The 23,665-nt window shown below is 69.5% G+C and carries 18 protein-coding genes; 8 read left to right on the top strand and 10 right to left on the bottom strand.

The features are described from left to right. Positions 1-25 precede the first annotated feature (25 nt). Complete coding sequence (lspA, locus tag G9Q41_RS08570) at positions 26-745, top strand: signal peptidase II (protein WP_165632322.1); 720 nt, start codon at positions 26-28, stop codon at positions 743-745. Next, complete coding sequence (locus G9Q41_RS08565) at positions 742-1,674, top strand: RluA family pseudouridine synthase (RefSeq protein ID WP_217637757.1); 933 nt, start codon at positions 742-744, stop codon at positions 1,672-1,674. The genes lspA and G9Q41_RS08565 overlap by 4 nt, the downstream gene beginning before the upstream one ends. On the opposite strand, the gene G9Q41_RS08560 is transcribed toward G9Q41_RS08565, so the two are convergent. Both G9Q41_RS08560 and G9Q41_RS08555 read right to left on the bottom strand, forming a co-directional pair. Continuing rightward, a complete protein-coding gene (locus G9Q41_RS08560; protein WP_347567491.1) occupies positions 1,668-2,345 on the bottom strand; it encodes a DedA family protein in 678 nt (225 codons plus the stop codon). The two genes, G9Q41_RS08565 and G9Q41_RS08560, sit on opposite strands and share 7 nt — an antisense overlap. A 177-nt stretch (positions 2,346-2,522) precedes the next feature. Then, the gene (locus G9Q41_RS08555; protein ID WP_165632321.1) at positions 2,523-3,617 is read right to left on the bottom strand and encodes an AsnC family protein; all 1,095 of its coding nucleotides are present in this window, start codon (positions 3,615-3,617) and stop codon (positions 2,523-2,525) included. A 301-nt stretch (positions 3,618-3,918) separates the two neighbouring features. Here G9Q41_RS08555 and dnaE point away from each other — a divergent pair, with 301 nt between their 5' ends. Both dnaE and G9Q41_RS08545 read left to right on the top strand, forming a co-directional pair. After that, on the top strand, positions 3,919-7,521 hold the full coding sequence (gene dnaE, locus G9Q41_RS08550) for a DNA polymerase III subunit alpha (RefSeq protein WP_092522253.1): 3,603 nt from the start codon (positions 3,919-3,921) through the stop codon (positions 7,519-7,521). 207 nt (positions 7,522-7,728) lie between these two features. Beyond that, entirely contained in the window at positions 7,729-8,970 is a 1,242-nt protein-coding gene (locus tag G9Q41_RS08545) for a cytochrome P450 (RefSeq protein WP_092522251.1), read from the top strand. A gap of 184 nt (positions 8,971-9,154) precedes the next feature. Here the strand turns inward: G9Q41_RS08545 and G9Q41_RS08540 are convergent, their stop codons facing one another. Then, positions 9,155-11,152 (bottom strand): arabinofuranosyltransferase, encoded by a 1,998-nt coding sequence (locus G9Q41_RS08540; RefSeq protein WP_207630745.1) that lies wholly within the window; start codon positions 11,150-11,152, stop codon positions 9,155-9,157. A gap of 133 nt (positions 11,153-11,285) precedes the next feature. Between G9Q41_RS08540 and G9Q41_RS08535 the strand changes: the two genes are divergently transcribed. After that, positions 11,286-11,876: a DUF2567 domain-containing protein gene (locus tag G9Q41_RS08535; RefSeq protein WP_165632320.1), complete on the top strand. Its 591-nt coding sequence runs from the start codon at positions 11,286-11,288 to the stop codon at positions 11,874-11,876. Positions 11,877-11,956: 80 nt separating this feature from the next. Here G9Q41_RS08535 and G9Q41_RS08530 read toward each other — a convergent pair whose 3' ends face one another. The 5 genes from G9Q41_RS08530 to G9Q41_RS08510 form a co-directional block, all read right to left on the bottom strand. After that, entirely contained in the window at positions 11,957-13,501 is a 1,545-nt protein-coding gene (locus G9Q41_RS08530) for an FAD-dependent oxidoreductase (RefSeq protein WP_165632319.1), read from the bottom strand. A gap of 3 nt (positions 13,502-13,504) precedes the next feature. Continuing rightward, positions 13,505-14,422: a diiron oxygenase gene (locus tag G9Q41_RS08525; RefSeq protein ID WP_165632318.1), complete on the bottom strand. Its 918-nt coding sequence runs from the start codon at positions 14,420-14,422 to the stop codon at positions 13,505-13,507. A 366-nt stretch (positions 14,423-14,788) separates the two neighbouring features. Beyond that, the gene (locus G9Q41_RS08520) at positions 14,789-15,748 is read right to left on the bottom strand and encodes a hypothetical protein (protein ID WP_242687245.1); all 960 of its coding nucleotides are present in this window, start codon (positions 15,746-15,748) and stop codon (positions 14,789-14,791) included. 235 nt (positions 15,749-15,983) lie between these two features. Continuing rightward, positions 15,984-16,664, bottom strand: coding sequence for an LON peptidase substrate-binding domain-containing protein (locus G9Q41_RS08515; protein ID WP_165632317.1), 681 nt, complete (start codon positions 16,662-16,664; stop codon positions 15,984-15,986). Positions 16,665-16,829: 165 nt separating this feature from the next. Continuing rightward, positions 16,830-17,480: an NUDIX hydrolase gene (locus G9Q41_RS08510; protein WP_165632449.1), complete on the bottom strand. Its 651-nt coding sequence runs from the start codon at positions 17,478-17,480 to the stop codon at positions 16,830-16,832. Positions 17,481-17,664: 184 nt separating this feature from the next. On the opposite strand from G9Q41_RS08510, the gene nadA reads away from it, so the two are divergent. The 3 genes from nadA to nadC are packed head-to-tail and all read left to right on the top strand — an operon-like array spanning position 17,665 to position 21,235. Next, positions 17,665-18,741, top strand: coding sequence for a quinolinate synthase NadA (nadA, locus tag G9Q41_RS08505; protein WP_207630743.1), 1,077 nt, complete (start codon positions 17,665-17,667; stop codon positions 18,739-18,741). Continuing rightward, positions 18,738-20,351 carry an L-aspartate oxidase gene (locus G9Q41_RS08500; protein WP_165632316.1) on the top strand — a complete coding sequence of 538 codons (1,614 nt, stop codon included), beginning with the start codon at positions 18,738-18,740 and terminating at the stop codon, positions 20,349-20,351. Before nadA ends, G9Q41_RS08500 begins: the two co-directional genes overlap by 4 nt. Next, positions 20,348-21,235 carry a carboxylating nicotinate-nucleotide diphosphorylase gene (gene nadC, locus G9Q41_RS08495; protein WP_092522235.1) on the top strand — a complete coding sequence of 296 codons (888 nt, stop codon included), beginning with the start codon at positions 20,348-20,350 and terminating at the stop codon, positions 21,233-21,235. The genes G9Q41_RS08500 and nadC overlap by 4 nt, the downstream gene beginning before the upstream one ends. 64 nt (positions 21,236-21,299) lie before the next feature. Here nadC and G9Q41_RS08490 read toward each other — a convergent pair whose 3' ends face one another. After that, a complete protein-coding gene (locus G9Q41_RS08490; protein ID WP_165632315.1) occupies positions 21,300-22,640 on the bottom strand; it encodes an NAD(P)/FAD-dependent oxidoreductase in 1,341 nt (446 codons plus the stop codon). Between the two features lie 139 nt (positions 22,641-22,779). Beyond that, entirely contained in the window at positions 22,780-23,571 is a 792-nt protein-coding gene (locus G9Q41_RS08485) for a carbon-nitrogen hydrolase family protein (RefSeq protein ID WP_347567490.1), read from the bottom strand. Positions 23,572-23,665 lie beyond the last annotated feature (94 nt).

Here is a 23,665-nt window from a genome sequence, read left to right as displayed (position 1 = left end):
CCACCCGGTCGGGGAGAATGGTCGTGTGAGCGATGAGCGCCGCCGATCCGACTCGACGTCTTCCGAGGAGCGCACGGCACGGGCGGATTCCGCCGTCCCGCGGAAGTCACCCCGCTGGCGGCTGTTGGGGCTGCTGTTCGGGATAGCCCTGGCACTGCTCGGGCTGGACGTGGTCACCAAGTCGCTGGCGATAGCGCGACTCGAGGGACAGCCACCGGTGGAGCTGTTCGGTGGAGCGCTCTACCTGGTGCTCTTCCGCAATCCCGGGGCGGCCTTCAGCATCGCCACCGGGCTCACCTGGGTGCTCGCACTGCTGGCGATAGTGGTGATCGGGGTCATCATCTGGTTCGCGCCCAAGCTCCGGTCGAAGGGGTGGGCCGTCGGCATCGGTCTCATCCTCGGCGGAGCCACCGGCAACCTGGCGGACCGGATCTTCCGGGAACCGGGGCCCCTGCGCGGCCACGTGATCGACTTCCTGTCGGTGCTGGCCCCGGACGGCAGCGTCTGGCCGGTTTTCAACCTGGCCGACTCGGGGATCGTCTGCGGCGGTGTGCTCATCGTGCTGCTCGCGCTGCTCGGCTACGACTACGACGGGACCGTGCAGCGGAAGAAGTCCCGGGACTCCGCGGACGAGGACACGGACGGAGGCGGCGCGGGGACGGTCGAACGCGAGGACAGCGGTGCGGAGTCGGAGCGTTCCGGCGCCACCGATCCGGAACGCGGTGACGGTGAGGAAAAATCTTGAGTGACCTGCGAACGCTGCCTGTTCCGGACGGCCTGGACGGTATGCGGGTCGATTCGGGACTGGCCAAACTACTGGGGATGTCCCGCAGCGCGGTCGCCGCGCTGGCCGAGTCCGACGACGTGGAGCTGGACGGCTCCCCGGTCGGCAAGTCGGACCGCCTGCTGGCCGGGTCCTGGCTGGAGGTGCGGTTGCCCGAGAGCGAGGAACCGGCCGCTGTGGTTCCCGTCCCGGTCGAGGGGCTGACGGTGGTGCACGAGGACGACGACATCGTGGTGGTGAACAAGCCCATCGGAGTGGCGGTGCACCCCAGTCCCGGATGGGAGGGGCCGACCGTGCTGGGCGGGCTGGCCGCTGCGGGGATCAAGCTCGCGAACTCCGGACCGCCGGAGCGCCAGGGGGTGGTGCACCGGCTGGACGCGGGTACCACCGGGGTCATGGTCCTGGCCAAGTCCGACCACGCCTATTCGGTGCTCAAGCGCGCGTTCAAGGAGCGCACCGTGGACAAGCACTACCACGCGCTGGTGCAGGGCCACCCCGATCCGAGCAAGGGGACCATCGACGCGCCGATCGATCGGCACCCTCGGCACGACTACAAGTTCGCAGTGGTCGCGGAGGGCAAGCCCAGCGTCACGCACTACGAGATCGTGGAGGCGTTCCGGGCGGCCTCACTGGTGGACGTGAAGTTGGAGACCGGGCGCACCCATCAGATTCGGGTGCACTTCTCGGCGGTGCGGCACCCCTGCGTCGGGGACCTCACCTACGGAGCCGACCCCGTCCTCGCGCAGCGACTCGAACTAACCCGCCAGTGGCTGCACGCCTATTCGCTGGTCTTCGAACATCCGGGCCACGGCGGGCGGGTCACCTTCGACAGCGCCTATCCCGCCGATCTGCAACACGCTCTGGACGAGCTGCGCGCCCAGGATCACTGAATTTTCTCGGCGCCCTCACGGAGGGGATCCGGAGGCGGCTGCCCGGGTGCTTCGTCGGTGGGGGCGTCGTGGCCCCTTCCCGCCCGGCGCTGCCGCACGCTCCTGGTGCCCTCGACGGCTCCCGCGAGCAGAACGGCGAGGGCGATGCCCAGCAGGACACCGAGCAGCGGGTGCTCCCGGAAGGTGATCCCGCCCAGATAGCCGACCATGGTGAAGTAGCTCGCCCAGCACAGGCCGCCCAGGCTGCTGAATCCGGCGAAGGACGGGAGCGGGAAGCGCACGCTTCCCGTGGTCAGGGTCGCGGCTGTGCGGCATCCGGGGACGAACCGGCAGACGATCAGGACCGAGCCGCCGCGTTGGCGCAGCGTCCGCGCGGCCCAGTCGAACGGTTTGCGCTTGCGCGTTCCGGGGCGCATTCGTTCCAGGAGTCGGCTGCCGGCCAGCCGCCCGATGCCGTAGGAGACGTGGTCCCCGGTGACTCCGCCCGCGGCGGCCACGAGCACGACGAGGGGGAGTTCGGGCTGGCCGGAAGCGGCGAACACCCCGGAAGTGACGACCAGAGCTTCCCCCGGGATGGTCGGGAAGAATCCGTCGATGGCCACGAACACGTAAATCGCCAGGTAGAGCCACGGCGAGCCCATGACGTTCTGCGCGATTTCGACGGCGTCCACACGATCACATTCCTGTGGTCCTTTCGGGGATGAGACCTTTCCGACGGTAGCGGTGGACCGGCCCCGCGTCATCGGGGATGTCCCCGAGCCCACCCCCGGGCGAGGGGCGGCACTCGCCCCGAGGGGTTCCGCGCCGCTCACGTGGCTCCGCCCCGTCCCGGAGGCACCGCCGGGAGCTCAGAGGTCCGAGATGTCCCAGGTCAGCGAGTTGGGGCCCGGATCGGGCCGTGGTGACCACTCGACCGTGCTCAACTCGGTGTCCTCGGGGAGCACGAAGACGGTGTGCCCACCGCCCGTCTCGCCGGGGGACACGCCGGAGCTGTGCGGGGGCCGGGAGGACAGCGAGGCCGACGCCTTGGAAACGGGCGAACCCTGCGTGGTGACCAGGACCAGGTTCGCATCGGGCGGAGCGTCGTAAACCGTGGATCCCCGGTTGGTCAGCTCGGTGTGCACGACGACGGCGCGCTCGCCCTCGGCGAGGGTGTGCCCTGCCGCGCTGAACAGGAAGTCGGCCGGATCCACCACTTCGACCAGCAGGACGGACACCGGTTCCCCGCCGGGGCCGACCCCCTCGAGCTTGGTCCCCACCTTCCCCGAACGGGGGACGGATGGTTGTTGAGGTGCCGCGCTGCCCGCTGAGCTCGGCTGGTCAGCCCTGGTCCAGGAGGCGGAACCGGGGGGTCCCCACCCAGCCGGTGCGCCCGGTGGAGGGGCCTGGCCGGGTTGTGAGCCCGCGGGCCACTGCGGTGGTTGTCCAGGTGGGGGGTTCTGCGGAGCCGGGGATTGGGGCGGTGCTTGCTGGGGCGGAGGTGCGCCGCCCTGCGGAGGCTGGGGTGCCTGCGCAGGTGGGACGGGTGCGGGGTACGGGCCGCTCTGCGGTGGGTAGGGGCCGCTCGGCCCTCCGTAGACCGGGTGGTTCCCGCTGTGCTGCCCGGACTGGTGGGGTGGCTGCGGTGGAGGACCCCCCATGCCCGGGTTTCCCCCGGCCACGGGCGGGGCCGGGTAGTTTCCGCTCGGTTGGCCCGGAGCCTGCGGGGCTGCGGGGTACTGCATCGGCTGCGCACCCGCTGCGGCCAGAGCGTTGCGAATTCCGTTCGGGTCGCATTCCACGCCGACCACGAGCGGCAGCCCGGTCGTGGACAGCGCGGCCAGTCGCGCGGCCACGTCCCGCACGTCCATTCCGAGATGAGCGGCGAGTTCGTGCACCGCCACCCGGCCTGTTTCGGCGACGGCGTTCAGCAGGTGTACATCCACGGGATCCGGTCCAGCCACATCCGGCCACGCTACCCGCCTGATCGACAGCGTTCTCCCCGTGGTGTCGGTCCGCTCCGCAGGGGTGATCGGGTGCTCGGCCGAGGTCGGCCGGTGCGGCCTGCGCGGGAGGGACGACGCGCCAGGGGGCAGGGCCCCGCTCGAGCGGGGCGCTGGACTAGGCTTGGGGCACGGCGTCCAACCACCTCCCGTCGCAGGAGCGAGGTTGCCGATCGCGCCGGTTTTTCGTCCGGCCGGGTAACTGTTCTTCCCGGTCACAGCATTGATTTGCGTCGTGTTGCTCGCGAAGGGGAGATTCGCCGTGTCCTCCGATTCGTTCGTTCACCTGCACGTGCACACCGAGTACTCGATGTTGGACGGCGCGGCGAAGATGGGGGCCCTGTTCTCCGAGGCCAAACGTCTGGAGATGCCCGCGGTCGCGATGACCGACCACGGAAACATGTTCGGGGCCGACGAGTTCTACCAGCAGGCCAAGAAGGCCGGGATCAAGCCGATCATCGGCATCGAGGCCTACGTCGCTCCGCAGAGCAGGTACCACAAGAAGCCGGTTTTCTGGGGTGAGGCCAAGCAGCGCAGCATCGACGAGTTCGGTGAGGGCGGTGACGTCTCCGGCGCCGGCGCCTACACGCACATGACCATGTGGGCGCGCAACTCGGTCGGGTTGCGCAACCTGTTCACCCTGTCCAGCCGGGCCTCCTTCGAGGGGCAGTACCGCAAACCTAGGATGGACCGCGAGCTGATCTCCGAGTACGCCGAGGGGATCATCGCCACCACCGGGTGTCCCTCGGGAGAGGTGCAGACCCGGCTGCGACTTGGGCAGTACAAGGAGGCCCTGCAGGCCGCCTCCGACTACAAGGACATCTTCGGCGCGGAGAACTTCTTCCTCGAGCTGATGGACCACGGCCTGGTCATCGAGCGTTCCGTTCGCGAGAACCTGCTCAAGATCGGCAAGGAGCTGGACCTCAAACCGGTGGCCACCAACGACAGTCACTACGTGACGGTCGACCAGGCCGAGTCGCACGGCGCGCTGCTGTGCGTGCAGTCCGGCAAGACCCTCCACGACGAGAACCGGTTCCAGTTCAACGGTGACGGCTACTACCTCAAGTCGTCCGCGGAGATGCGGGAGTACTGGGACGAGGAGGTCCCCGGGGCGGCGGACAACACGCTGCTGGTGAGCGAGCTGGTCGAGTCCTACGAGGAGGTCTGGACCTACTCCGACCGGATGCCGCGCGTGACGGTCGAGGCAGGAACCACCGAGCGGGACGCGCTGGCGGCCGAGGTCGAGCACTACCTGCCGACCCGCTTCCCCGAGGGGGTAAGCGAGGACTACAGGGAGCGGCTCCGGCTCGAGATCGACGTGCTGGACACCAAGGGGTACTGCGCCTACTTCCTCGTGGTCGGCGACGTCACCCGCTGGGCGAAGTCGGAGAACATCCACGTGGGTCCGGGACGTGGTTCGGCAGCGGGTTCGCTGCTGGCCTACGTGCTGCACATCACCGATCTGGACCCGATCGCCCACGGGCTGATCTTCGAGCGGTTCCTGAACCCGGAGCGCGACTCCCCGCCCGACATCGACCTCGACTTCGACGACCGCAGGCGCGACGAGGTGCTGCAGTACGCCAACGACAAGTACGGGCGGGACAAGGTCGCGCAGGTCATCACCTTCGGCAAGATCAAGACCAAGGCGGCGTTGAAGGACGCCGCGCGGGTGCACCACGGCCAGCCGGGCTTCGCGATCGCGGAGAAGATCTCCAAGGCGCTGCCCGCCCCGGTGGCGGCCAAGGACATCCCGCTCGAGGGGATCGTCGACCCCGAGCACGAGCGCTACGCGGAAGCGGCCGAGGTGCGCGGGCTGATCGAGAGCGACCAGTCCGTGGCGCAGATCTTCTCCACCGCGCGCGGGCTGGAGGGTCTGATCCGCAACGCAGGCGTGCACGCCTGCGCGGTGATCCTGTCCTCCCAGCCGCTCATGGGCACGGTCCCGCTGTGGATGCGCGACGACGGTTCGATCATCACGGGGTGGGACTACCCGAGCTGTGAGGCCATCGGCCTGCTCAAGATGGACTTCTTGGGGTTGTCGAACCTGACGATCCTCGGGGACGCCCTGCAGTCCGTGCGCATCAACCACGACCTGGAAATAGACCTCTCGAAGCTGGCGCTCGACGATCCCAACACCTACGCCCTGCTGGCGCGGGGTGAGAGCCTGGGCGTCTTCCAGCTCGAGGGCGGCGGGATGCGCGAGTTGCTCAAGCGGCTGCGCCCCACCGAGTTCACCGACATCGTCGCGGCCAACGCCCTGTACAGGCCGGGGCCGATGGAGGTCAACGCGCACCTGGACTACGCCGACCGCAAGAACGGTCGCAAACCGATCGAGCCCATCCACCCCGAGCTCGAGGAGCCGTTGCGCGACATCCTGGCCGAGACCTACGGGTTGATCGTCTACCAGGAGCAGATCATGGCCATCGCGCAGAAGGTGGCCGACTACAGCCTCGGACAAGCCGACATCCTGCGCCGGGCCATGGGCAAGAAGAAGAAGGAGGTGCTGGACGAGGAGTACGTCCGGTTCCACTCCGGCATGTCGGGCAACGGCTACAGCGAGGAAGCGATCAACGCGCTGTGGACCACGGTGCTGCCGTTCGCCGGTTACGCGTTCAACAAGTCCCACGCGGCGGGCTACGCCCTGGTGGCCTACTGGACCGCCTACCTGAAGGCCAACTACCCCGCCGAGTACATGGCCGCGCTGCTCACGGCCAACGGGGACAACAAGGACAAGATGGCCGTCTACCTTTCCGAGTGCCGCCGGATGGACGTGCGGGTGCTCTCGCCGGACGTCAACGACTCCAGGGACACGTTCACCGCCGTCGGCAGGGACGTGCGTTTCGGGCTCAGCGCGGTGCGCAACGTCGGCTCCAACGTGGTCTCCTCGATCTGCCGGGTGCGCGAGGAGCAGGGACGCTACACCTCGTTCCAGGACTTCCTGGACAAGTCCGAGACGGTGGCCTGCAACAAGCGCGTGGTCGAGTCGTTGATCAAGGCGGGGGCGTTCGACTCGCTCGGGCACACCAGGATGGGGCTGACCGAGCAGCACGAGTCCGCCGTGGACGCGGTGCTGGCCCTGAAGCGCCAGCAGGCAGCCGGGCAGTTCGACCTGTTCGGCCCCGCTTCGAGCGACGACGCAGCCTCGGAGAGCTCCCCGCTGGCGCACCTGACCTTCTCCGAGGAGGAGTGGCCGCGCAAGCAGCTGTTGGCCTACGAGCGGGAGATGCTGGGACTGTACGTCTCGGCGCACCCCCTGGACGGGGCGCACAAGCTGCTCGCCCCGTACCAGGACACCGGGATCGCGGAGCTGGTCGGCGGGGAACGCTCCTTCTCCGGGGGCAAGGACGGCAAGGAGCCGCAGATCCGCGTCGCGGGGATGATCTCCGGGATCCAGCGCAAGCTCAACAAGAACGGTCAGCCCTGGGCGATCGCGACGCTGGAGGACCTGGACGCCAGCGTGGAGGTCCTGTTCTTCCCCAAGGCCTACGAGGTGTTCTCCGAGACCCTGGTCGAGGACACGGCCATAGCCGTGAAGGGCAGGATCAACGAGCGGGAGGGCGCGATCAGCGTCTTCGCCTCGGACGCGGTGCCGATCGACATCTCCGCCGCCGAGACCGACCCGGGCAGCAGTCCGGCCTTCGTGCTGCGCATCCCGGCCACGAAGGTGGACCGCCCGCTGGTGCACGAGCTCAAGCGGACGCTGCGCGCCCATTCCGGTGACGTTCCGGTGCAGGTCAAGCTGCAGGGCACCCGAGGAGTGACCCGGCTGGCCCTGTCCAGTGACTACTACGTCAACACCGAGAACGGGCTGCAGGGGGAGCTGAAGGGGCTGCTCGGCGCGGGCTGCTTCGAGTCGGCGCAGTGAGTTCTCGGCGGCCGTGACTCGGCGGAGCGTCCGGCTCGGCCCTTCGCGCCGGGACAGGCGGGGCGGGAGGCGCTTCAGCCAGGTGTTCGAGGGCGTCGGGTGCTCCCGGCGCCCTCGAGTTCGTGCTCACTGCGTTGAGCGTGGGATGACAACCTGGGTCTAAACGGTGTTAACTGATGGTGATCACGCGTCTACCGGGAGGGTGTCATGACCGCGTCACAGCAGTGCCCGCACACCGCCACCACTGTGCTCGACGACGAGTTCCTGCAGGACCCGCACGTGCAGTACGAGCGCATGCGGGAGGACGAGCCGACTCGACGGGTGACGACCGTAACCGGGCTGCCGGTCTGGTTGATCACCCGTTACTCGGAGGCCAAGGCCGCGCTCACGGACCAGCGGTTGAGCAAGGACTACCGGGGAATGCGCACCGTGCTGGACCGCAAGGCCGAAGAAGGGGCGGACAGGGCCAACGTCGAGGACTCGATACAGGCTCACATGCTGAACATGGACCCGCCAGACCACACCAGGTTGCGCAAACTGGTGGTCAAGGCCTTCACCGCGCGGCGGGTGGAGGCCCTGCGTCCCCGCGTCGAGCAGATCACCGGCGAGCTGCTCGACCGGTTGGCCGCGCGTGACTCCGCGGGCGAGGCCGAGGTGGACCTGCTGGACGAGTTCGCCTTTCCCCTGCCCATCCAGGTGATCTGCGAGCTGCTCGGCATTCCGGAGGACCGCAGGCAGGACTTCCGCGCGTGGTCCAACACTCTCGTGTCGGGCAAGGACCCGCGGGCCTCGGAACAGGCCGCTCGGGAGATGTCGGAGTACCTGCTCGAGCTGATCGAGCGCAAGCGCGCGAGCCCCGGCGACGACTTGCTCGCGGGCCTGATCGAGGCCAGCGACGAGAACGACCGGCTGAGCGGCGACGAGCTGGTCGCCATGGTATTCCTGCTGCTCGTGGCCGGGCACGAGACCACGGTCAACCTGATAGGCAACGGGATGCTGGCGTTGCTGGACAACGACGAGGAGCACGCGAAGTTGCGTGCCGATCCGACGCGGGCCGCGAAGGTGGTCGAGGAGGCGCTGCGCTTCGACGGACCGGTCAACCTCGCCACCCTGCGGTTCACGAGCGAACCGGTGCGGGTGGGCGAAGTGGACATCCCCGAGGGGGAGGTGGTCCTGGTGGCGTTGTCCTCGGCGAACAGGGACGACGAGAAGTTCCCCGACCCGCACCGGTTCGACCAGGACAGGGCCACCGGCGGGCACCTGGCGTTCGGGCACGGCATCCACTTCTGCGTGGGAGCGCCCCTGGCCCGCATGGAGGGCGAGATCGCGCTGCGGCAGTTGGCCGAACGCTTCCCGGACATCGCGCTCGGCGTCCCGCGGGAGAACCTGCGCTACCGCTTCAGCACGCTCATGCGCGGTCTCGAGCGGTTGCCGGTGCGGCTCTCCTGAAAGTGAGAGCTGCCGGGTCGGCTCGAGCCGCGGTGCCCGCTGCGCGGGCGAACTCGCCACCGGGCGGTGCGGGCGGGAGAGGACCCGCACCGCCCGGGGAACGGCTCGCTGCGCTGCTCGCCACCGCCGGGAGAGCACCGCACCTTCGCTGCGGCGTCTCGGTCCGGCGCACGCCGGCGCAGCCTCAGCGGCGTGCGATCACGGTGTAGGGGCCGACCCGGCGCTTGACGAAGTCGGACCCCTGGAACAGCTCGGCGTCGAACACCACGGGGTAGTTGTGCACATTGGGCTGGCGGGGGAACGCGTCGGCCTTCATGGTCACCGAGTACTTGCCCTTCGGGGGATTGACCCGATCGGCGTCGTCGATGATCTCCGGCACGTACACCTCCTTCCGGGGGACGTGGTGCCGCACGACGAACACGTCGGGAGCTTCGAAAGCGGAGTGCTGGAGCATGCTGGACAGCTCCGCGCTGTTCGCGGCGTGCGCCCACCTCCGCACCGTGGCCGCCCTGCGCGCGTACTCGGCCAGTGGATTGGCGTAGTGCGGGGTTTCCTGCTGAAAGCCCCAGTAGGGGTGGTAGGAGAGCAGGTCGTAGTTCGTGGTGAGCAGGATGTCGCGCTGCGGCGGGTCGTGCGTGAGCTCGCCGATCGTCGAGTGCAGCTCGTCCAGCCAGACCCCCGGCTCACCGGACTCCTCCTCGGCCAGCGCGTTGGTCCCGTTCGGGTAGTAGTCGTTGTAGGCGGCCTTCTTCTCCGAGCTCAACCCCGACGACATCTCGTGCTGGAGCACGGCCAGCGAACCGGTTACCGCGATGACGACGGCGAACACGGTCAACCGCGTCGCGTGCCACACCGAGAGCCTCCGGCGAAGGTAACTCACCAGTTCGACCAGCCCCAGCGTTCCCGCCACGGCCAGCGCGCTTTCCAGGACCACCTCCAGGCGGAAGGCCAGCAGGGTCGTCTCCGCCAGCAGGGCCAGCGTGGACAGTCCGAACCAGACGTAGACCGCGGCGATCACGACGAGCAGCGCCTGGGCGATGCGGTTCGTTCTGGTGTAGCCGACCAGCCACACGAGTCCGCAGAGGCAGAGCAGGCCGAACGGTTCCGGATCCGTCATCGGCAGCGGGAGGAAGGCGCTGCCCTCCGGGAGGTAGTGCTGGGCGGCGCTGCGTTGGAACAGGCCACCTGCCAGCAGGAACGGCAGCCACACCACCAGGGCTATCATCCCGCTGGTGATCCCGACGGGCAGCAGCCGGAGGAAGAGCTCGCGCGCGGTTCCGCCCACCGAGGAGCCGCCCCGCACCCGGAGCACCCCGATGATCACCGCCATGACAACTGTGAGCAGCACGCTGAAGCCGAAGTGCAGCGTGTAGGTGATCGCGGCGAAACCGGTGAACACTCCGATGCCGATCAGCGCTCCGCGTGGCGCGCGTGCTCGTGCGGACAGCGCGCGCCAGGTCAGCACCGCGATCGGGGCGAGCCAGGCTGCCGAGGGCCATGCGTAGGGTTCGAGCAGCCCGTGCCGGGTCCCGGCCAGAACGGTGGCCAACGCGGCGAGCAGGGCCAGCTTGCGCGGCAGGCTGAGGCTCCACAGCGTGAAGGCCACGACTCCGGCCACAGCTATCCAGGCCACCGCGTACGGTTTGTACGCGGCCCAGCCCTCCCAGTTGATCAGGTTGGCGAAGCGGCCGCCCAGCCAGAACCATCCCGAGGGGTAGTACGGGGGGATGTTGGCGTAGTTCATGTCCGCGGGGATCAGGTTCTCCGCCATCCGGGTCATGTACTGCATCCGGAAGGCGTTGTCACCGCCGGAACCGCCGTAGTAGAAGCGAGTCCCCTGAAGCGGGAGGGCGAGGGCGAGGGTGCTCAGCGTGGTCAGCGTCACCCAGACCCCCCCGAGGCGCAGCCATCTCGCTTCGGGGAACCAGCGGGCGAGAACCACCGCGCCGAAGACGAGGACGAGCAGCACTGTGGTGCCGAGCACCGCCAGCGCCTCGGGGCCGTTGCTCGGTTCGACGATCCCGATCCGGGCGATCCCGAACTGCAACACGATGCTCAGCACAGCCGCCGTCACCGCGCCGAGCAGCAGCTCGGCGACCGTCTGGCCGGTGGGTAATCTCGAAACCGAGATCGCGTGGTCGTGTTCGGCGTTGCCCGGTCCGGTCGGCGTGGGGTTTGGCAAGGCTTCCGCCACTTTCGTCCGCGAATTCGATGATGACTGCGCACGAAGAATAATCGACGTACGTACGGGTAGGCTCTTGCGGACCCGGCAGCGCGGGTGTAGGAGCCGAGCGTCGGCACGAAAAGGAGGATCCGTGTCGGAGGGACCGGAGGACGAGCCCGTTTCCGCTGCGGGGACCACGGCGGAAACGGTGGAGGGCGAGCCGCGGCGGAAGCCGGGAGTGGTGGTCAAGGCCGACCTGCTGCCCGCGCTGAGCGTGCTCTGCCTGGTGGGCTTGCTGGGGTTCCCTCTCGGATGGATCTGGGCACGTCTGGCCCCGCCGCAGGAGAGCACCCTCAGCGCCGACGGCGAGCTGGTCCCGGTGCTGGTGGAGAGCTACCACGAGTTCGACGGGCTGGCCATCTTCCTGCTCGTCAGCCTGTCCGCGGGTGTGCTCACCGCGGCCGCGCTCTGGTTGCTGCGCGGCCGCAGGGGGCCGGTGCTGCTGATCGCCGCGGTGGCGGGGTCGGTGCTGGCCGGGTGGCTGGGTACTCGGATGGGCACTTCCATCGCGGCGGGGATGTATCCGATGCCGCAGCAGGTGAGCCCGGGAGACGTCGTCGAGGTCGCTCCCGGGATCGACACACCTGCCGCGTGGCTGACCCAGCCGCTGGCCGTGGCGTTCGTCTACGGGTTGCTGGCCTCGTGGAACGGTTTGGACGGTCTCGGCAGACACCGCGACTGACCCGGAAGATCCGGGTGGAGGTGAGCCCCGGCTCGGCCGAGCCGCTCCGTCGCCGAGTTCGGCCGAGCCGGGCGGCTGGGTCAGTGGTTCCGCTCGAGGGAGTCCGATCTCCGCAGGCGGAGTCGTTGCGCGATCCTCATCGGTTTCGACGGTTGCCTGGGCGCTTCGGGGAGTCTGCCCGCGACGGCGTCGTCGAGCAGGGTGCCGACCGTCTCCTCGGCGCATCTCCTGTTGGTGCCGATTCCCCCGGAGGGGCCGCGCTTGATCCAGCCCACGACGTAGTTGCCGGGACTGCCTTCCACGCGCCCACCGGAGTGCGGGACGGTTCCGCTCCGCTCGTCGAAGGGCAGACCGGGGACCGGTTTCCCGTGGTAGCCGATCGCACGGATCACCAGACCGGTGGGGATTTCGGTCGTCCGCGGTTGACCGGTGGTGCGCAGCGCCTGCACCCGTGTCTCACCGAGGAGCGCTTCGGGCGCGGAGTTGAACCGGAACACGATGCGCCGTCTTCCCGGGTCGGGCGCGGCGGACCAGTCGACTTCCTCGCGGGCGACGTCGCGCAGCAGTCCCCCCTTGTCCCCGGGGGAGGCCGCGTCCATGGTCCGTTCGATCCGCGGGTCGTGCGTGTCCACCACGAGCTCGACGTCGTCCCGCTGGGTGAGGGCGAGCAGTTCCGGTTTGGTGTAGGAGGCGTGCTCCGGGCCGCGTCGTCCGAGCAGCACCACCTCGCGAACCCGGCTCGAACGCAGCCGTTGCAGGGCCTGCGGCGAGATGGAGGTGTGGACCAGCTCGTCGGGATCGGTGGTCAGGATCCTGGCCACGTCCAGTGCGACGTTGCCGTTGCCCACCACGACCACCCGTTCCGCCGACAGGTCGACCGCATCGGCCGCGACCTCGGGATGGCCGTTGTACCAGGCCACCGCTGTGGTCGCTGCCACGCTGCCGGGCAGCTCCTCGCCGGGGACGTCGAGCGTGCGGGCGGCGGAGGCCCCGACGGCGTAGATCACCGCGTCGTGCCGTGCGGACAGCTCGGCCGCGGAGACCTCGCCGCCGACCTCGACGCCCAGCCGCAGGCGCAACCGTGGGTGCTCGTGGAACCGGGCGAACGTTTCACCGATCTTGCGCGTGGAGGGGTGATCCGGTGCCACTCCGTACCGCACGAGCCCTCCCGCGACGGGAAGCCGGTCGATGAGGGTGACCCGGGAGTTCGTGTGCAGCAACAGGTCCTCGACGGCGTACATGCCCGCCGGTCCGGTGCCGACCACGGCGACGTCCAGGGGAGTGAAGTCGCTGGGGACGGCGCGGTCGAACGCAGGAGGTCCCCACTCGTGGAAGTTGGGCGAGGGGCTTCCGGCGTCGGTGGAGGGACTCCGGTCCGCGTAGTACTCGGCGTTGACCTCGGCGTACGCCTTGAGCGGTCCGGTGAGCTTGTCCACCGGGAACACGGCGTCGACCGGGCACGCGTCGGCGCAGGCACCGCAGTCTATGCAGGTCTGCGGGTCGACGTACAGCATCTCCGTCTTGCCGAAGTCCGGTTCGTCCGGCCTCGGGTGGATGCAGTTGACCGGGCACGCCGCCACACAGGAGGCGTCCGTGCAGCAGGTTTGGGTGATCGCGTAGGCCATGGGTCAGATCAGGTTCGCGCGCTTGTAGAACCAGGTCGATGCCTTGGTCAGCATTCCGGCCGAGCTGAGGAACTCCATCAACCCGGAGCAGCTGGAACGCAGCAGCGACTTGTAGTGCTGGTTGCTCTTCGCCTCGCGGACGGCTCGTTTCACGTCCAGCCCCGCGTTCTCGTAGACCTTCTTGTTCACCATGCTGGTGACGATGAAGTACGAGGCGATGGCCACGACCAGGGAGTTGAGCTGCTTGCGCAGTGGTCCGGCCTTCTCCAGGCGTTCCTTGGTCTCCTGCCTGGCGAACTTCATGTGCCGTGATTCCTCGACCACGTGGATGTTGTTGACGGTGCGGACGAAGGGCACCACCCGCTCGTCCCTCATCCAGTCCCGCTGCATCACGTCGAGGACTTCCTCGGCGACCAGGATCGCGGCATAGGCGGCCTCGCCGAATGCGAGCGTCTTGAACACGCGGCCGAGTTCGATGACTCCTCTGGGTGGGCGGTAGGCGGGAGCGCGCAGCTTCGCGGCTCCGCGTCCGAACATGATGGAGTGCCTGCACTCGTCGGCGATCTCGGTCAGCGCCCACTGGAAGGACGGGTCGGTCGGGTCCTTCGCGTAGAAGTCCCGCAGCATCATCTGCTGCAGGATCATCTCGAACCAGATCCCGGTGCTGGCCACCGACGCCGCTTCCTGGCGGGTCAGCTCGCGCTGCTGCTCCCGGGTCATCTCCTTCCAGTAGGCCGTGCCGTAGAGCGTGCTCCACTCGGGGCTGGTGCCGTGGTAGTTCGTGTCGAGCGGCGTGTCCCAGTCGACCTCCTGGGCGGGGTCGTAGGACAGGGTCTCCGAGGAGTCGAGCAGCCTGCGAGCGACATCGTCCCGGTCGGAGGTGGCGGAAGTCGTTTCGGAGCCGGTGATGCTGCTGGTCATGGGATCTCCCTGAAGCGGTGTTCGGGTGTTACCGGCGGTTAGGGGTTACTGAAGGTAACACTTATTCAACTGAAGCGACGAGATCCTGGTCACTGTGATGTGTAACACTCGATTCTGGGGAACGAGTGGTCCGCGCGGTTCGGACGTCCTCCCGAGTGTTCGCGGTGAGGTCCGGTTCCCGGCGCGGAACGTGGTGCGCGAACAGCGGGGCAGGTGGTTGCGCGGCGCTGCTCGAACCGCGCTGTGTCTCCAGGGGCGGGCCGAGTCGACCGTCGTTGCCCCGAGTCGCGCGCCGGTGCCGGAAAAGAAACGAACCCGCCCGGATGCCGGACGGGTTCGCGTGTGGCGGAGGGATCGAGCGTGGGCTCAGATCATTCGCAACGACCTGAGCGAGCGATTGATCCTTTCCGGGGAGACGCTGCCGATGGCTTCCTGGTCGGCGATGCCGAGCATGACCACGTTCTCCTGTTGACTGGGCAGGGCTATGGCCGCGACGTAGGTGGAGGGGGCGCCGCACGACCCCTGCTCGACTGGGGTGATGGTTCCGGACCGGAAGGTTCCCTCGAGGGACCCTCCGTCCAAGGAGGCCGACTGCGGACTGTCCAGTTCGACACGTGGTTCGGTGCCGTCGGGGGAGGACCATCCCAGCCGGGCCACGCGGCGCAGCACCGTCGTGACCGCGGATTCGGCGTTGGACTCCTTGATCGAGGTCACCCCGACCACGGCCCGGTACGAGGACGAGGCCTGCGGGCAGAACCCCTCCAGATAGGTCGAGTAGCTGCTCATCGTCAGTCGTTCCCCGGCGTCGTTCTCGAAGCCGGTCACTCCCTCGTGATCGGTCTCCCACGCGGGAGGGGCGTCGTAGGCGATTCCGGCGTCCCCGATGGGGACGGTCTGCCACCCCGGCCGCACCGGGGTGAGGTCGGTGGTCGGGACCGGGCTGCTCGTGGAGGGAGATGCGCTCGTTGCCGGGTTCGCCCGGTCGTCACCGCCCTTCACCACCACGAGGGTGGTGATGATGACGATGATGCTGAGCACGGCGGTGGCGGCCACGGCGATGGTGGGCCCGTAGCTCCGCTTCGGCGGAGCCTGGGGTGTCGGTCCGAAGCCTGCGCCCGGTTCGGATCCGGGAGCGGCGAAGGACTGATACCCCGAGTTTTCCGGATTGCCGGAGACGTGCGCACCGGGCAGGGACTGCCCGCCCTGGTACTGCTGGGAATCGTGGCCGGACGTCCCGTCGAGGGGGTGCCCGCTCAACGGGTCGTAGTATTGCCGACCCCCACCGTCGGCTCCGTACTGGTTGTTCGGCCCACCAGGTAACGACATGGTCCAAGATCCTAGTAGGAGCCGGTCGGCTCGGTCGCCGAGACGGTCGTTCCGGTGGGAACCTCTTCCGGAGCGCGTGCGGGGATCTCCGCGGACGTGGCCCGGTGCCACGCGTCCCGCGTCCCTGTCGACTCCGCGTGGGCCGCGGCCGGAACGCGGATTCCGGAAGGGACTCCAACGGAGGCACCGGCACCTCGGTGGGGCCGTTCGAGGTCGCCGGCCCCGAACGGGGGGATCAGTTGTGCCCGGAGTGCTCGGCGAACTCGGACAGCTGCGCGGGCACTGCCCGCAGCCTGCGGACGAACTCCGTCTCCCGGTTGATCAGGGACCTGACCCTGCGCAGTCGCAGCAGCGGGTCTGTCTCGGCCAGCAGGTTCTGCCTGTCGTCCGGACTCAGCACGCAGCTTTCCGCCAGTCCGTAGGCCAGATCGGCGGTGTCGGCGTCCTCGGGAGGGGAGGTGCTGCCCTCCATGCGCAGCCCCGTGGCGAGATACCGCTCGTGCGCGGCCCGCGCCGAGGCGGCGAGTCGGTCCCTGACCTGTTCGGAGTCCTGGTCCGGTTCCGTGTCCGGCAGCCATTCCACCCGTGCCATCAGGTAGGGGGCGGCCTCGGTGTCCAGCTGCAGCAGTCGGAACCTGTGCTCGCCACTGCTCGTGGTGTCGTAGCGTCCCTCGGGGAGTTGCTGTATCTCGTTCATCCGGGCCGAGCAACCGATGTCGTACATGGCGTCGACGTTGTCCTCGCCGACTTCCCAGCCCTGCCGGATCCCGACCACGCCGAATCTGCGTCCGGGAATCACCTCGTTGACCAGATCCTGCACGAGCTGGCGATAACGTGCCTCGAAGATGTGCAGCGGCAGCGAGCCACCGGGCAGCAGCACGTTTCCCAGCGGGAACAACGGGATAGTCTCAGTCACGCCTCCAACCTACTTGCCCGGGGCCACGGCTGACCAACTGATCGGAGTGGTTCACCGGTCCGTGCCGCGCTGCCGCTCGGGGCGCTGCTCGCGAGACCGCGGCAGGCGCGCGGCGAGCGCCCGCTCGACCCGGTGGATCCCGGCGATCCGGTTGCCGGTGCCGGATCACCCCGGAGGGCGGAGGACGGCGAAGGCGTCGGTGATCTGCAGGTCCCGCGAGGTGAACCGGAACAGGGCGGGAGGTCTGCCCCCGGATGGGCCCGCCGCGACGGTCTGGCCGGTGGCTTCCAGGGCCCCGCGGCGGGACAGCACGCGCTGCAGGTTCGTCGCCGAGACGCGGTATCCGAGCGCGGCCGAGTAGATGTCCCTGAGCTCGGAGACGGTGAACCTCGGTGGCGCCAGGGCGAACCCGATGTTGGTGTAGGAGAGCTTGGCCCGCAGTCGCTCCCGTGAGGCGAACAGGATTCCCTCGTGGTCGAACGCGGTCTCCGGCAGGTCCTCGACGGGGTGCCAGCAGGTGTCGTCCGGCAGTTCCGGGTCCGCGTCGGAGGGGATCAGTCCCAGGAACGCCGTTGCCACGACCCGGCTTCCCGGAACGCGGTCCGGGGCGCTGAACACCGAGATCTGCTCGACGTGCGTGAGCTCCCGCACGTCGACCTTCTCGGCCAGCTGCCTGCGGATGGAGTGCTCCACCGTTTCGTCGGGGCCGAGCCTGCCGCCGGGCAGGGACCAGCGGTTCGGGTGAGGTGGCTTGGCGCGCTGCCACAGCAGTGCCTGCAGCCGCTTCTCCCGTATCCGCAGTACGCCCGCGAGCACCTCGTGGCCCGTCGATATCACATTCGGGTGATCCCCGCGGGATTCCGTGTTAGCATGGGACACGTTTTCGATTATAAGACGAAAACCCTGATCGGAAAAATCAGGAGACCGACGGCCCGGCGGGTGCCGGGTCTCGCGGGCAATCGGCGCGGTGATCGGCCACCGCGCCGGTGAGGAGGAGGACATGGCCGCGACAGCAGCCACTTCCGGTGGCGACGGCGTACCGGCCGGGATCGACGCAGCGGCCGTGCGGCGCACCGAGGACGGGTACACGGGCGTCACGGGAGACGCGGAGTGGGCAGCGGAAGTGCGTCGGCTGGCCGAGCGGCGCAACGCGGTGCTGCTCGCGCACAACTACCAGCTTCCCGAGATCCAGGACGTCGCGGACCACACCGGTGACTCGTTGGCGTTGAGCAGGATCGCGGCGGAGAGCACGGCCGAGGAGATCGTCTTCTGCGGTGTGCACTTCATGGCCGAGACGGCCAAGATCCTGAGTCCGGAGAAGACGGTGCTGATTCCGGACGAGCGGGCGGGGTGCTCGCTCGCCGACTCGATAACGGCCGAGGACCTGCGCTCGTGGCGCGCCGAGTTCGTGCGCGCGGGTGAGCCCGAGCCCGTGGTCGTCTCCTACGTCAACACCACGGCCGAGGTCAAGGCCGAGACCGACGTCTGCTGCACGTCCTCGAACGCGGTGGACGTCGTCCGCTCGGTTCCCGAGGACCGCCCCGTGCTGTTCTGCCCGGACCAGTTCCTGGGCGCGCACGTCAAGAGGGTGACCGGCAGGCAGAACCTGCACGTGTGGGCGGGTGAGTGCCACGTGCACGCCGGGATCAACGGGGCCGAGCTCGCGGAGCGCGCCGCTTCCGAACCGGACGCGGACCTGTTCATCCACCCCGAGTGCGGCTGCGCCACCTCGGCGCTCTACCTGGCCGGTGACGGGGCCGTGGACTCCGAGAGGGTGAAGATCCTGTCCACCGGCGGGATGCTGGATGCGGCGCGCGAAACCGGGGCCTCCTCGGTGCTGGTCGCGACCGAGGTCGGGATGCTGCACCAGCTGCGCACCGCCGCTCCCGAGATCGACTTCCGGGCGGTCAACGACAGGGCCTCCTGCAAGTACATGAAGATGATCACTCCCGCCGCGCTGCTGCGGTGCCTGTCCGAGGGCGCGGACCGGGTCGAGGTCGCCCCGGAGACCGCGGTCGAGGCCCGTTCGGCGGTGGAGCGCATGATCAGCATCGGTCGCCCCGGTGGTGGCGAATGACCTGGCGGGCGAAGGCCGACCTGCTGATCGTCGGTACCGGAGTGGCCGGGCTCACTGCCGCGCTGCGCGCCCGTGAGCTCGGCATGCGCGTGCTCGTGGTCGGCAAGGACGCGGCAGCGGTCGGAAACACCGCGTGGGCGCAGGGCGGCATCGCCGTGGTGCGCCAGGAGGAGAGGGACGCGGGCGACAGCGTGCGGCGGCACGTGCGGGACACGCTCGAGGCCGGGGCTGGACTGTGCGATCCCGAAGCGGTGCACGGCATCCTGGAGAACGGTGCCACGGCGATGCGTCGGTTGCGGGAGGCCGGGGCGTGCTTCGACACCGCCGAGGACGGAACGCTGTCGCGAACTCGCGAGGGCGGGCACAGTGCTTTCCGCGTCGTGCACGCCGGAGGGGACGCCACAGGGGCGGAGGTGCAGCGTGCGTTGAACGAGGCCACCTCGTCCGAGGGCGTGCCGGTGCTGGAACAGCACTGCGTCGTGGAGCTGCTGCACACCGACAGCGGTGCGGTGGGCGGAGCGCTCGTGCTGGACGACGCGGGAAGGCCCGGCACGATCCAGGCGCAGGCCGTGCTGCTGGCCACCGGTGGGATCGGACAGTTGTACCGGTCCACGACGAATCCCGAGGTCGCCACCGGCGACGGGATAGCCCTGGCGCTGCGCGCGGGGGCGTCCGTGGCAGATCTGGAGTTCGTCCAGTTCCACCCCACGGCACTGCGCTCCGCGTCCGGGGAGACCTCCGGGGGCGGAAGGCGTCCGCTGGTGACCGAGGCCCTGCGTGGCGAGGGAGCGGTGCTGGTCGACGTCCACGGGCGCCGGGTGATGCGCGGGGTGCATCCGGCCGAGGACCTGGCCCCGCGCGACGTGGTGGCCGCGGCCATCGACAGGAGGATGGCCGCCACCGGTGCGGACTCGGTCCACTTGGACGCGACGTGCCTGGGAGCGGCGCTGCCCGAACGCTTCCCCACGGTGCACGCGGCGTGCCGCGCCGAGGGCATCGATCCGGTGGTCGAGCCGATCCCCGTCACCACGGCCGCGCACTACTCCTGCGGCGGCATCGTGACCACTGTGGATGGCAGGACCGAGGTGTCCGGGCTGTACGCGGCTGGGGAGGTGGCCAGAACGGGGCTGCACGGGGCGAACAGGCTGGCCTCGAACAGCCTGCTCGAAGGGCTGGTGCTGGCGAACCGCGCGGCCGAGGCGGTGCAGCGGGACCTCCGCTGTGCTCCAGCAGCGCGGACCGCGCTCGGCTCCGGGGCGCTGCCGGCGGCCCCGGTGGTCGATCGCGCCGCGCTGCGAGCGGTCATGAGCGCGCACGCCGGGATCGAACGCGACGCCGCCGGGTTGGCCGCGGCCCGTGAGCGGCTGGACGAGGCGTCGGTGGTGCGTCCGCTGCGGACGCGGGAGACCGCGGAGGACGCCGCCCTCACCCTGACGGCGGACGCGCTGCTCGCCTCGGCCGTCGAACGCACCGAGTCCAGGGGATGCCATCGTCGGCGCGACCACCCGGACACCGACGACCGCCACTGGCGCCGCGGCAACGCGCTGCGGCTGGACGTGTCCGGTTGGCTGATCCGATCCACCCCGGGCGAAATGAGGGCAGTCGCGTGAACTTGGCAGAGGCCACGATTCGAAACCTGCGCACCGCGGGACTGGATCCCGCCGAATCCGAGGTGCTGGTTCGGGCCGCGCTGGCCGAGGACCTCCGGTACGGTCCGGACGCGACCACGGCGGCCACCGTCCCGGAGGAGAACGTCGCCACGGCCGGGTTCAACACCCGCGCCGACGGGGTGCTGGCCGGGCTTCCGCTGGTGCTGGCCGTGCTGGACGAGGTGATCGGGCCGGAACGGTACCGGGTGAACCGGGCGGGTGCCGATGGCGCGCCGGTACGTGCGGGCGAGTGCGTGCTGGAGGTCCGGGCTCCGGTACGTCCCCTGCTCACGGCGGAACGGACCGCGTTGAACCTGCTGGGCCACCTCTCCGGGATCGCCACCGCGACAGCAGACTGGGTCGCGGCGGTCGCGGGGACGGGGTGCGTCATCCGGGACAGCCGCAAGACGACACCGGGGATCAGAATCCCCCAGAAGTACGCGGTGCGCTGCGGCGGAGGAAGCAACCACCGGTTCGGGCTGGGTGACGCGATGCTCGTCAAGGACAACCACGTGGCCGCTGCGGGCTCGGCCGGTGCCGCGCTGCGGGCGTGCAGGCAGCACGCTCCCGACCTCCCGCTGGAAGTGGAGGTCGGCGGGGCGGTCGAACTCGACGAGGTGCTGGCCGAGTCCCCCGAGCTGGTGCTGCTGGACAACTTCACGCCCGCGGACTGCGCCGAAGCGGTCCGCCGCGCGGCTGCCGTCTCCCCCGACACCGAGCTGGAGGCTTCCGGGGGGCTGACCCTCGAGACCGCCTCCGCCTACGCGAGCACCGGGGTGCACTACCTGGCGGTCGGGGCGCTGACCCATTCCGCCCCCGTGCTGGACATAGGGCTGGACATGTGAGCGCGGGGCGCCCGCCCCCTCGTGAGCGGCCGTACTCGAACGGGGCGCACGCGAAGGGCCGGGCTCAGCTCGTGGACGAGGTCGCGGCGGAGGACTCCTCGCCGCGCAGGTCGGGAACCTCGGGCGAGGAGGTGTCCAGCGGCACGGTTCCGGAGCGGACCATTCCGAGCTGGACGCACTGCCGTTTCGCCGTCGCCTCCAGGGTCCAGTCCACCGCCACTCGTAGCCGGTTCGCGGGCATCGCCATCAGGTGGTAGGCCCGGGTGACCACCTTGGCCGGGAAGCCCGACATCGGGATGTGCAGCGGGTTGGCCGCGGCCTGGTGCGCCCCGAGGTCCACCACGAAACCGAGATCGCGGTGCCGGTACGCCTTCGGCGTGCCGTCGCGCAGCGAGGCGACCACGTTGCTCGCGGCGAGCTTGCCCTGGCGCGTCGCGTGCTGGGCGGTCATGGCGGTGAGCCCGCCGGGGTTGCCGCGGTCCGGCACCCCCGCCGCGTCACCGCAGGCGAAGATCCGAGGGTATCCGGGCACGTTGAGCGTCTCGTCGACCGCGATCCTGCCCTCCCTGGTCTCCAGCCCGAGGGACTCCACGAGCGGATCGGGGCGGACGCCCACGCACCAGATCAGCGAGTGCGTCGGCACGTGCTGCCCGCTGTCGAGCGTGACTCCGTTCGTGTCCGCTTGCTCGATCGAGGTCCCGGTGAGCAGCTCGACCCCGCGTGCGCGCAGCACGTCGGTGGCCGCCCTGGACAACCGCTGGTCGAGGCCGGGGAGCAGTCTCGGGGCCACGTCGAGCAGCTTCCAACGTATCGACTGGTTGGCCAGCTCGGGGTGGCGGTTGGCCAGCATCCTGGTGAAGTCCGGCCCCTGGGCGGCGATCTCGGTGCCGGTGTATCCCGCCCCGACCACGACGAAGGTGCAGCGCGCGTCCCGCTCGGCCTGGTCGGTGGTGGTGGCGGCCAGTTCGATCTGCCGCGTGACGTGGTCGCGGAAGTACAGCGCCTCCGGGATCCCCCGGAAACCGTGCCCGTGCGTGGCGACTCCGGGGATCGGGAGCAGCTTGTTCACGCTGCCCGCGGCGAGTATCAGCTGGTCGAAGGACAGCTGCCCCGGGTTGTCCTCGGGGTCGGTGTAGGCGATCTCCCGCTGGTCGGGGTCGACCGAGGTGACCTCGCCGAGCACCAGCCGAACCCGTGGCAGCGTTCCCGGCAGCGACACGGTGATGGCGCGGGGGTCGAGAATCCCGGCGGCCACTTCCGGCAGCAGCGGCAGGTACAGGAAGTAGTCGGTCGGATTGACGAGGACGATCTCCACCTCTTCCCGGCGCGTCTCCTCGGCGAGGCGCTCAGCTGCGTGGTAACCGGCGAATCCTCCGCCCACGATCACTACTCGGTTGCGTCCCATCGTGTCCCCAACTGTTCGGCTTCGTCGGTTACCCCGTACCCGCTGGGCAACTCGATCAAACCGATCTCCGGGCGGACGCACGGCCGCGGTGGTGACCGGGTGCGGTTCGGGGGAGCGGATCCGAGCTCCCCCGGGGTGATCAGAACTTCCTGTTGGCCAGCACGGGGATCGACTCCCGCGCCTGGTCGGCCCGTTCCGGGGCGATGTCGGTGATCAGCACGTCCGGTTCGGCCTCCAGCTGGTCGTGGATCTCGCCGTAGGGAGTGGCCACGGTGCTGTACCCGATGCCGGTGGGGGCCTTGGCAGCCGGTTCCCGCCCGATGCTGCGCGGGTCGGCCTGTCCGCAGGCGACCACCCAGGAAGTCGAGTCGAGCGCCCTGGCACGGGTGAGCAGTTCCCACTGCGCGCGCTTACCGCTGCCCGCTCCCCAGGAGGCCGCCGTGATCAGCACCGAGGCGCCCTGCTCGGCCAGGGTCGTGTACAGCCCGGGGAAGCGCACGTCGTAGCAGGTGGTCAGTCCGACGGTGGCGCTGGGCAACCGAACCGTGCGCGGTTGTTCGCCGGGCGAGACCGTGCGGGACTCGGCGAACCCGAACGCGTCGTAGAGGTGGATCTTGTCGTAACGGGTCCGCTGCTCGGGTCCGGTGACCAGCAGCGTGTTGGTGACCCGTCCGTCCTCGGCCGGGGTGAACATGCCCGCGACCACGGTGATGCCCGCGTCGGCGGCCAACCTGCCCACCTCTCCGGCCCACGGGCCGTCCAGGGGCTCCGCCAGCGGTGCCAGTGGCACCCCGAAGCAGGCCATGGTGGCTTCGGGGAACACCGCCAGTTCCGCGCCCGCTTCGCTCGCGCGCCGCACACCACCGGCCACGAGTTCCAGGTTCGCGTCCGGCTCCGGAGTGGACGCTATTTGGCACAGTGCGATTCGCACGTGGCTCCACCTCCAGCTGTGACCGTGCCTACGGTCCCATGGTCCCATCCCGGCCGCTCCGAGCGGAACGCGCTCAGCGCGACCGTCCGGTCCG

Source organism: Actinopolyspora sp. BKK2, assembly GCF_011291845.1.
Lineage (GTDB): Bacteria > Actinomycetota > Actinomycetes > Mycobacteriales > Pseudonocardiaceae > Actinopolyspora > Actinopolyspora saharensis.
Note: the sequence above shows the minus strand (reverse complement) of the source record. Positions and strands in the feature narration are given on the sequence as shown.

Coding starts and splice junctions, on each gene's coding strand:
- G9Q41_RS08520 (WP_242687245.1), bottom strand. CDS start 15,748: ATGTCGTTACCTGGTGGGCCGAACAACCAGTACGGAGCCGACGGTGGG.
- G9Q41_RS08500 (WP_165632316.1), top strand. CDS start 18,738: ATGACCTGGCGGGCGAAGGCCGACCTGCTGATCGTCGGTACCGGAGTG.
- G9Q41_RS08525 (WP_165632318.1), bottom strand. CDS start 14,422: ATGACCAGCAGCATCACCGGCTCCGAAACGACTTCCGCCACCTCCGAC.
- G9Q41_RS08545 (WP_092522251.1), top strand. CDS start 7,729: ATGACCGCGTCACAGCAGTGCCCGCACACCGCCACCACTGTGCTCGAC.
- G9Q41_RS08490 (WP_165632315.1), bottom strand. CDS start 22,640: ATGGGACGCAACCGAGTAGTGATCGTGGGCGGAGGATTCGCCGGTTAC.
- G9Q41_RS08530 (WP_165632319.1), bottom strand. CDS start 13,501: ATGGCCTACGCGATCACCCAAACCTGCTGCACGGACGCCTCCTGTGTG.
- nadA (WP_207630743.1), top strand. CDS start 17,665: ATGGCCGCGACAGCAGCCACTTCCGGTGGCGACGGCGTACCGGCCGGG.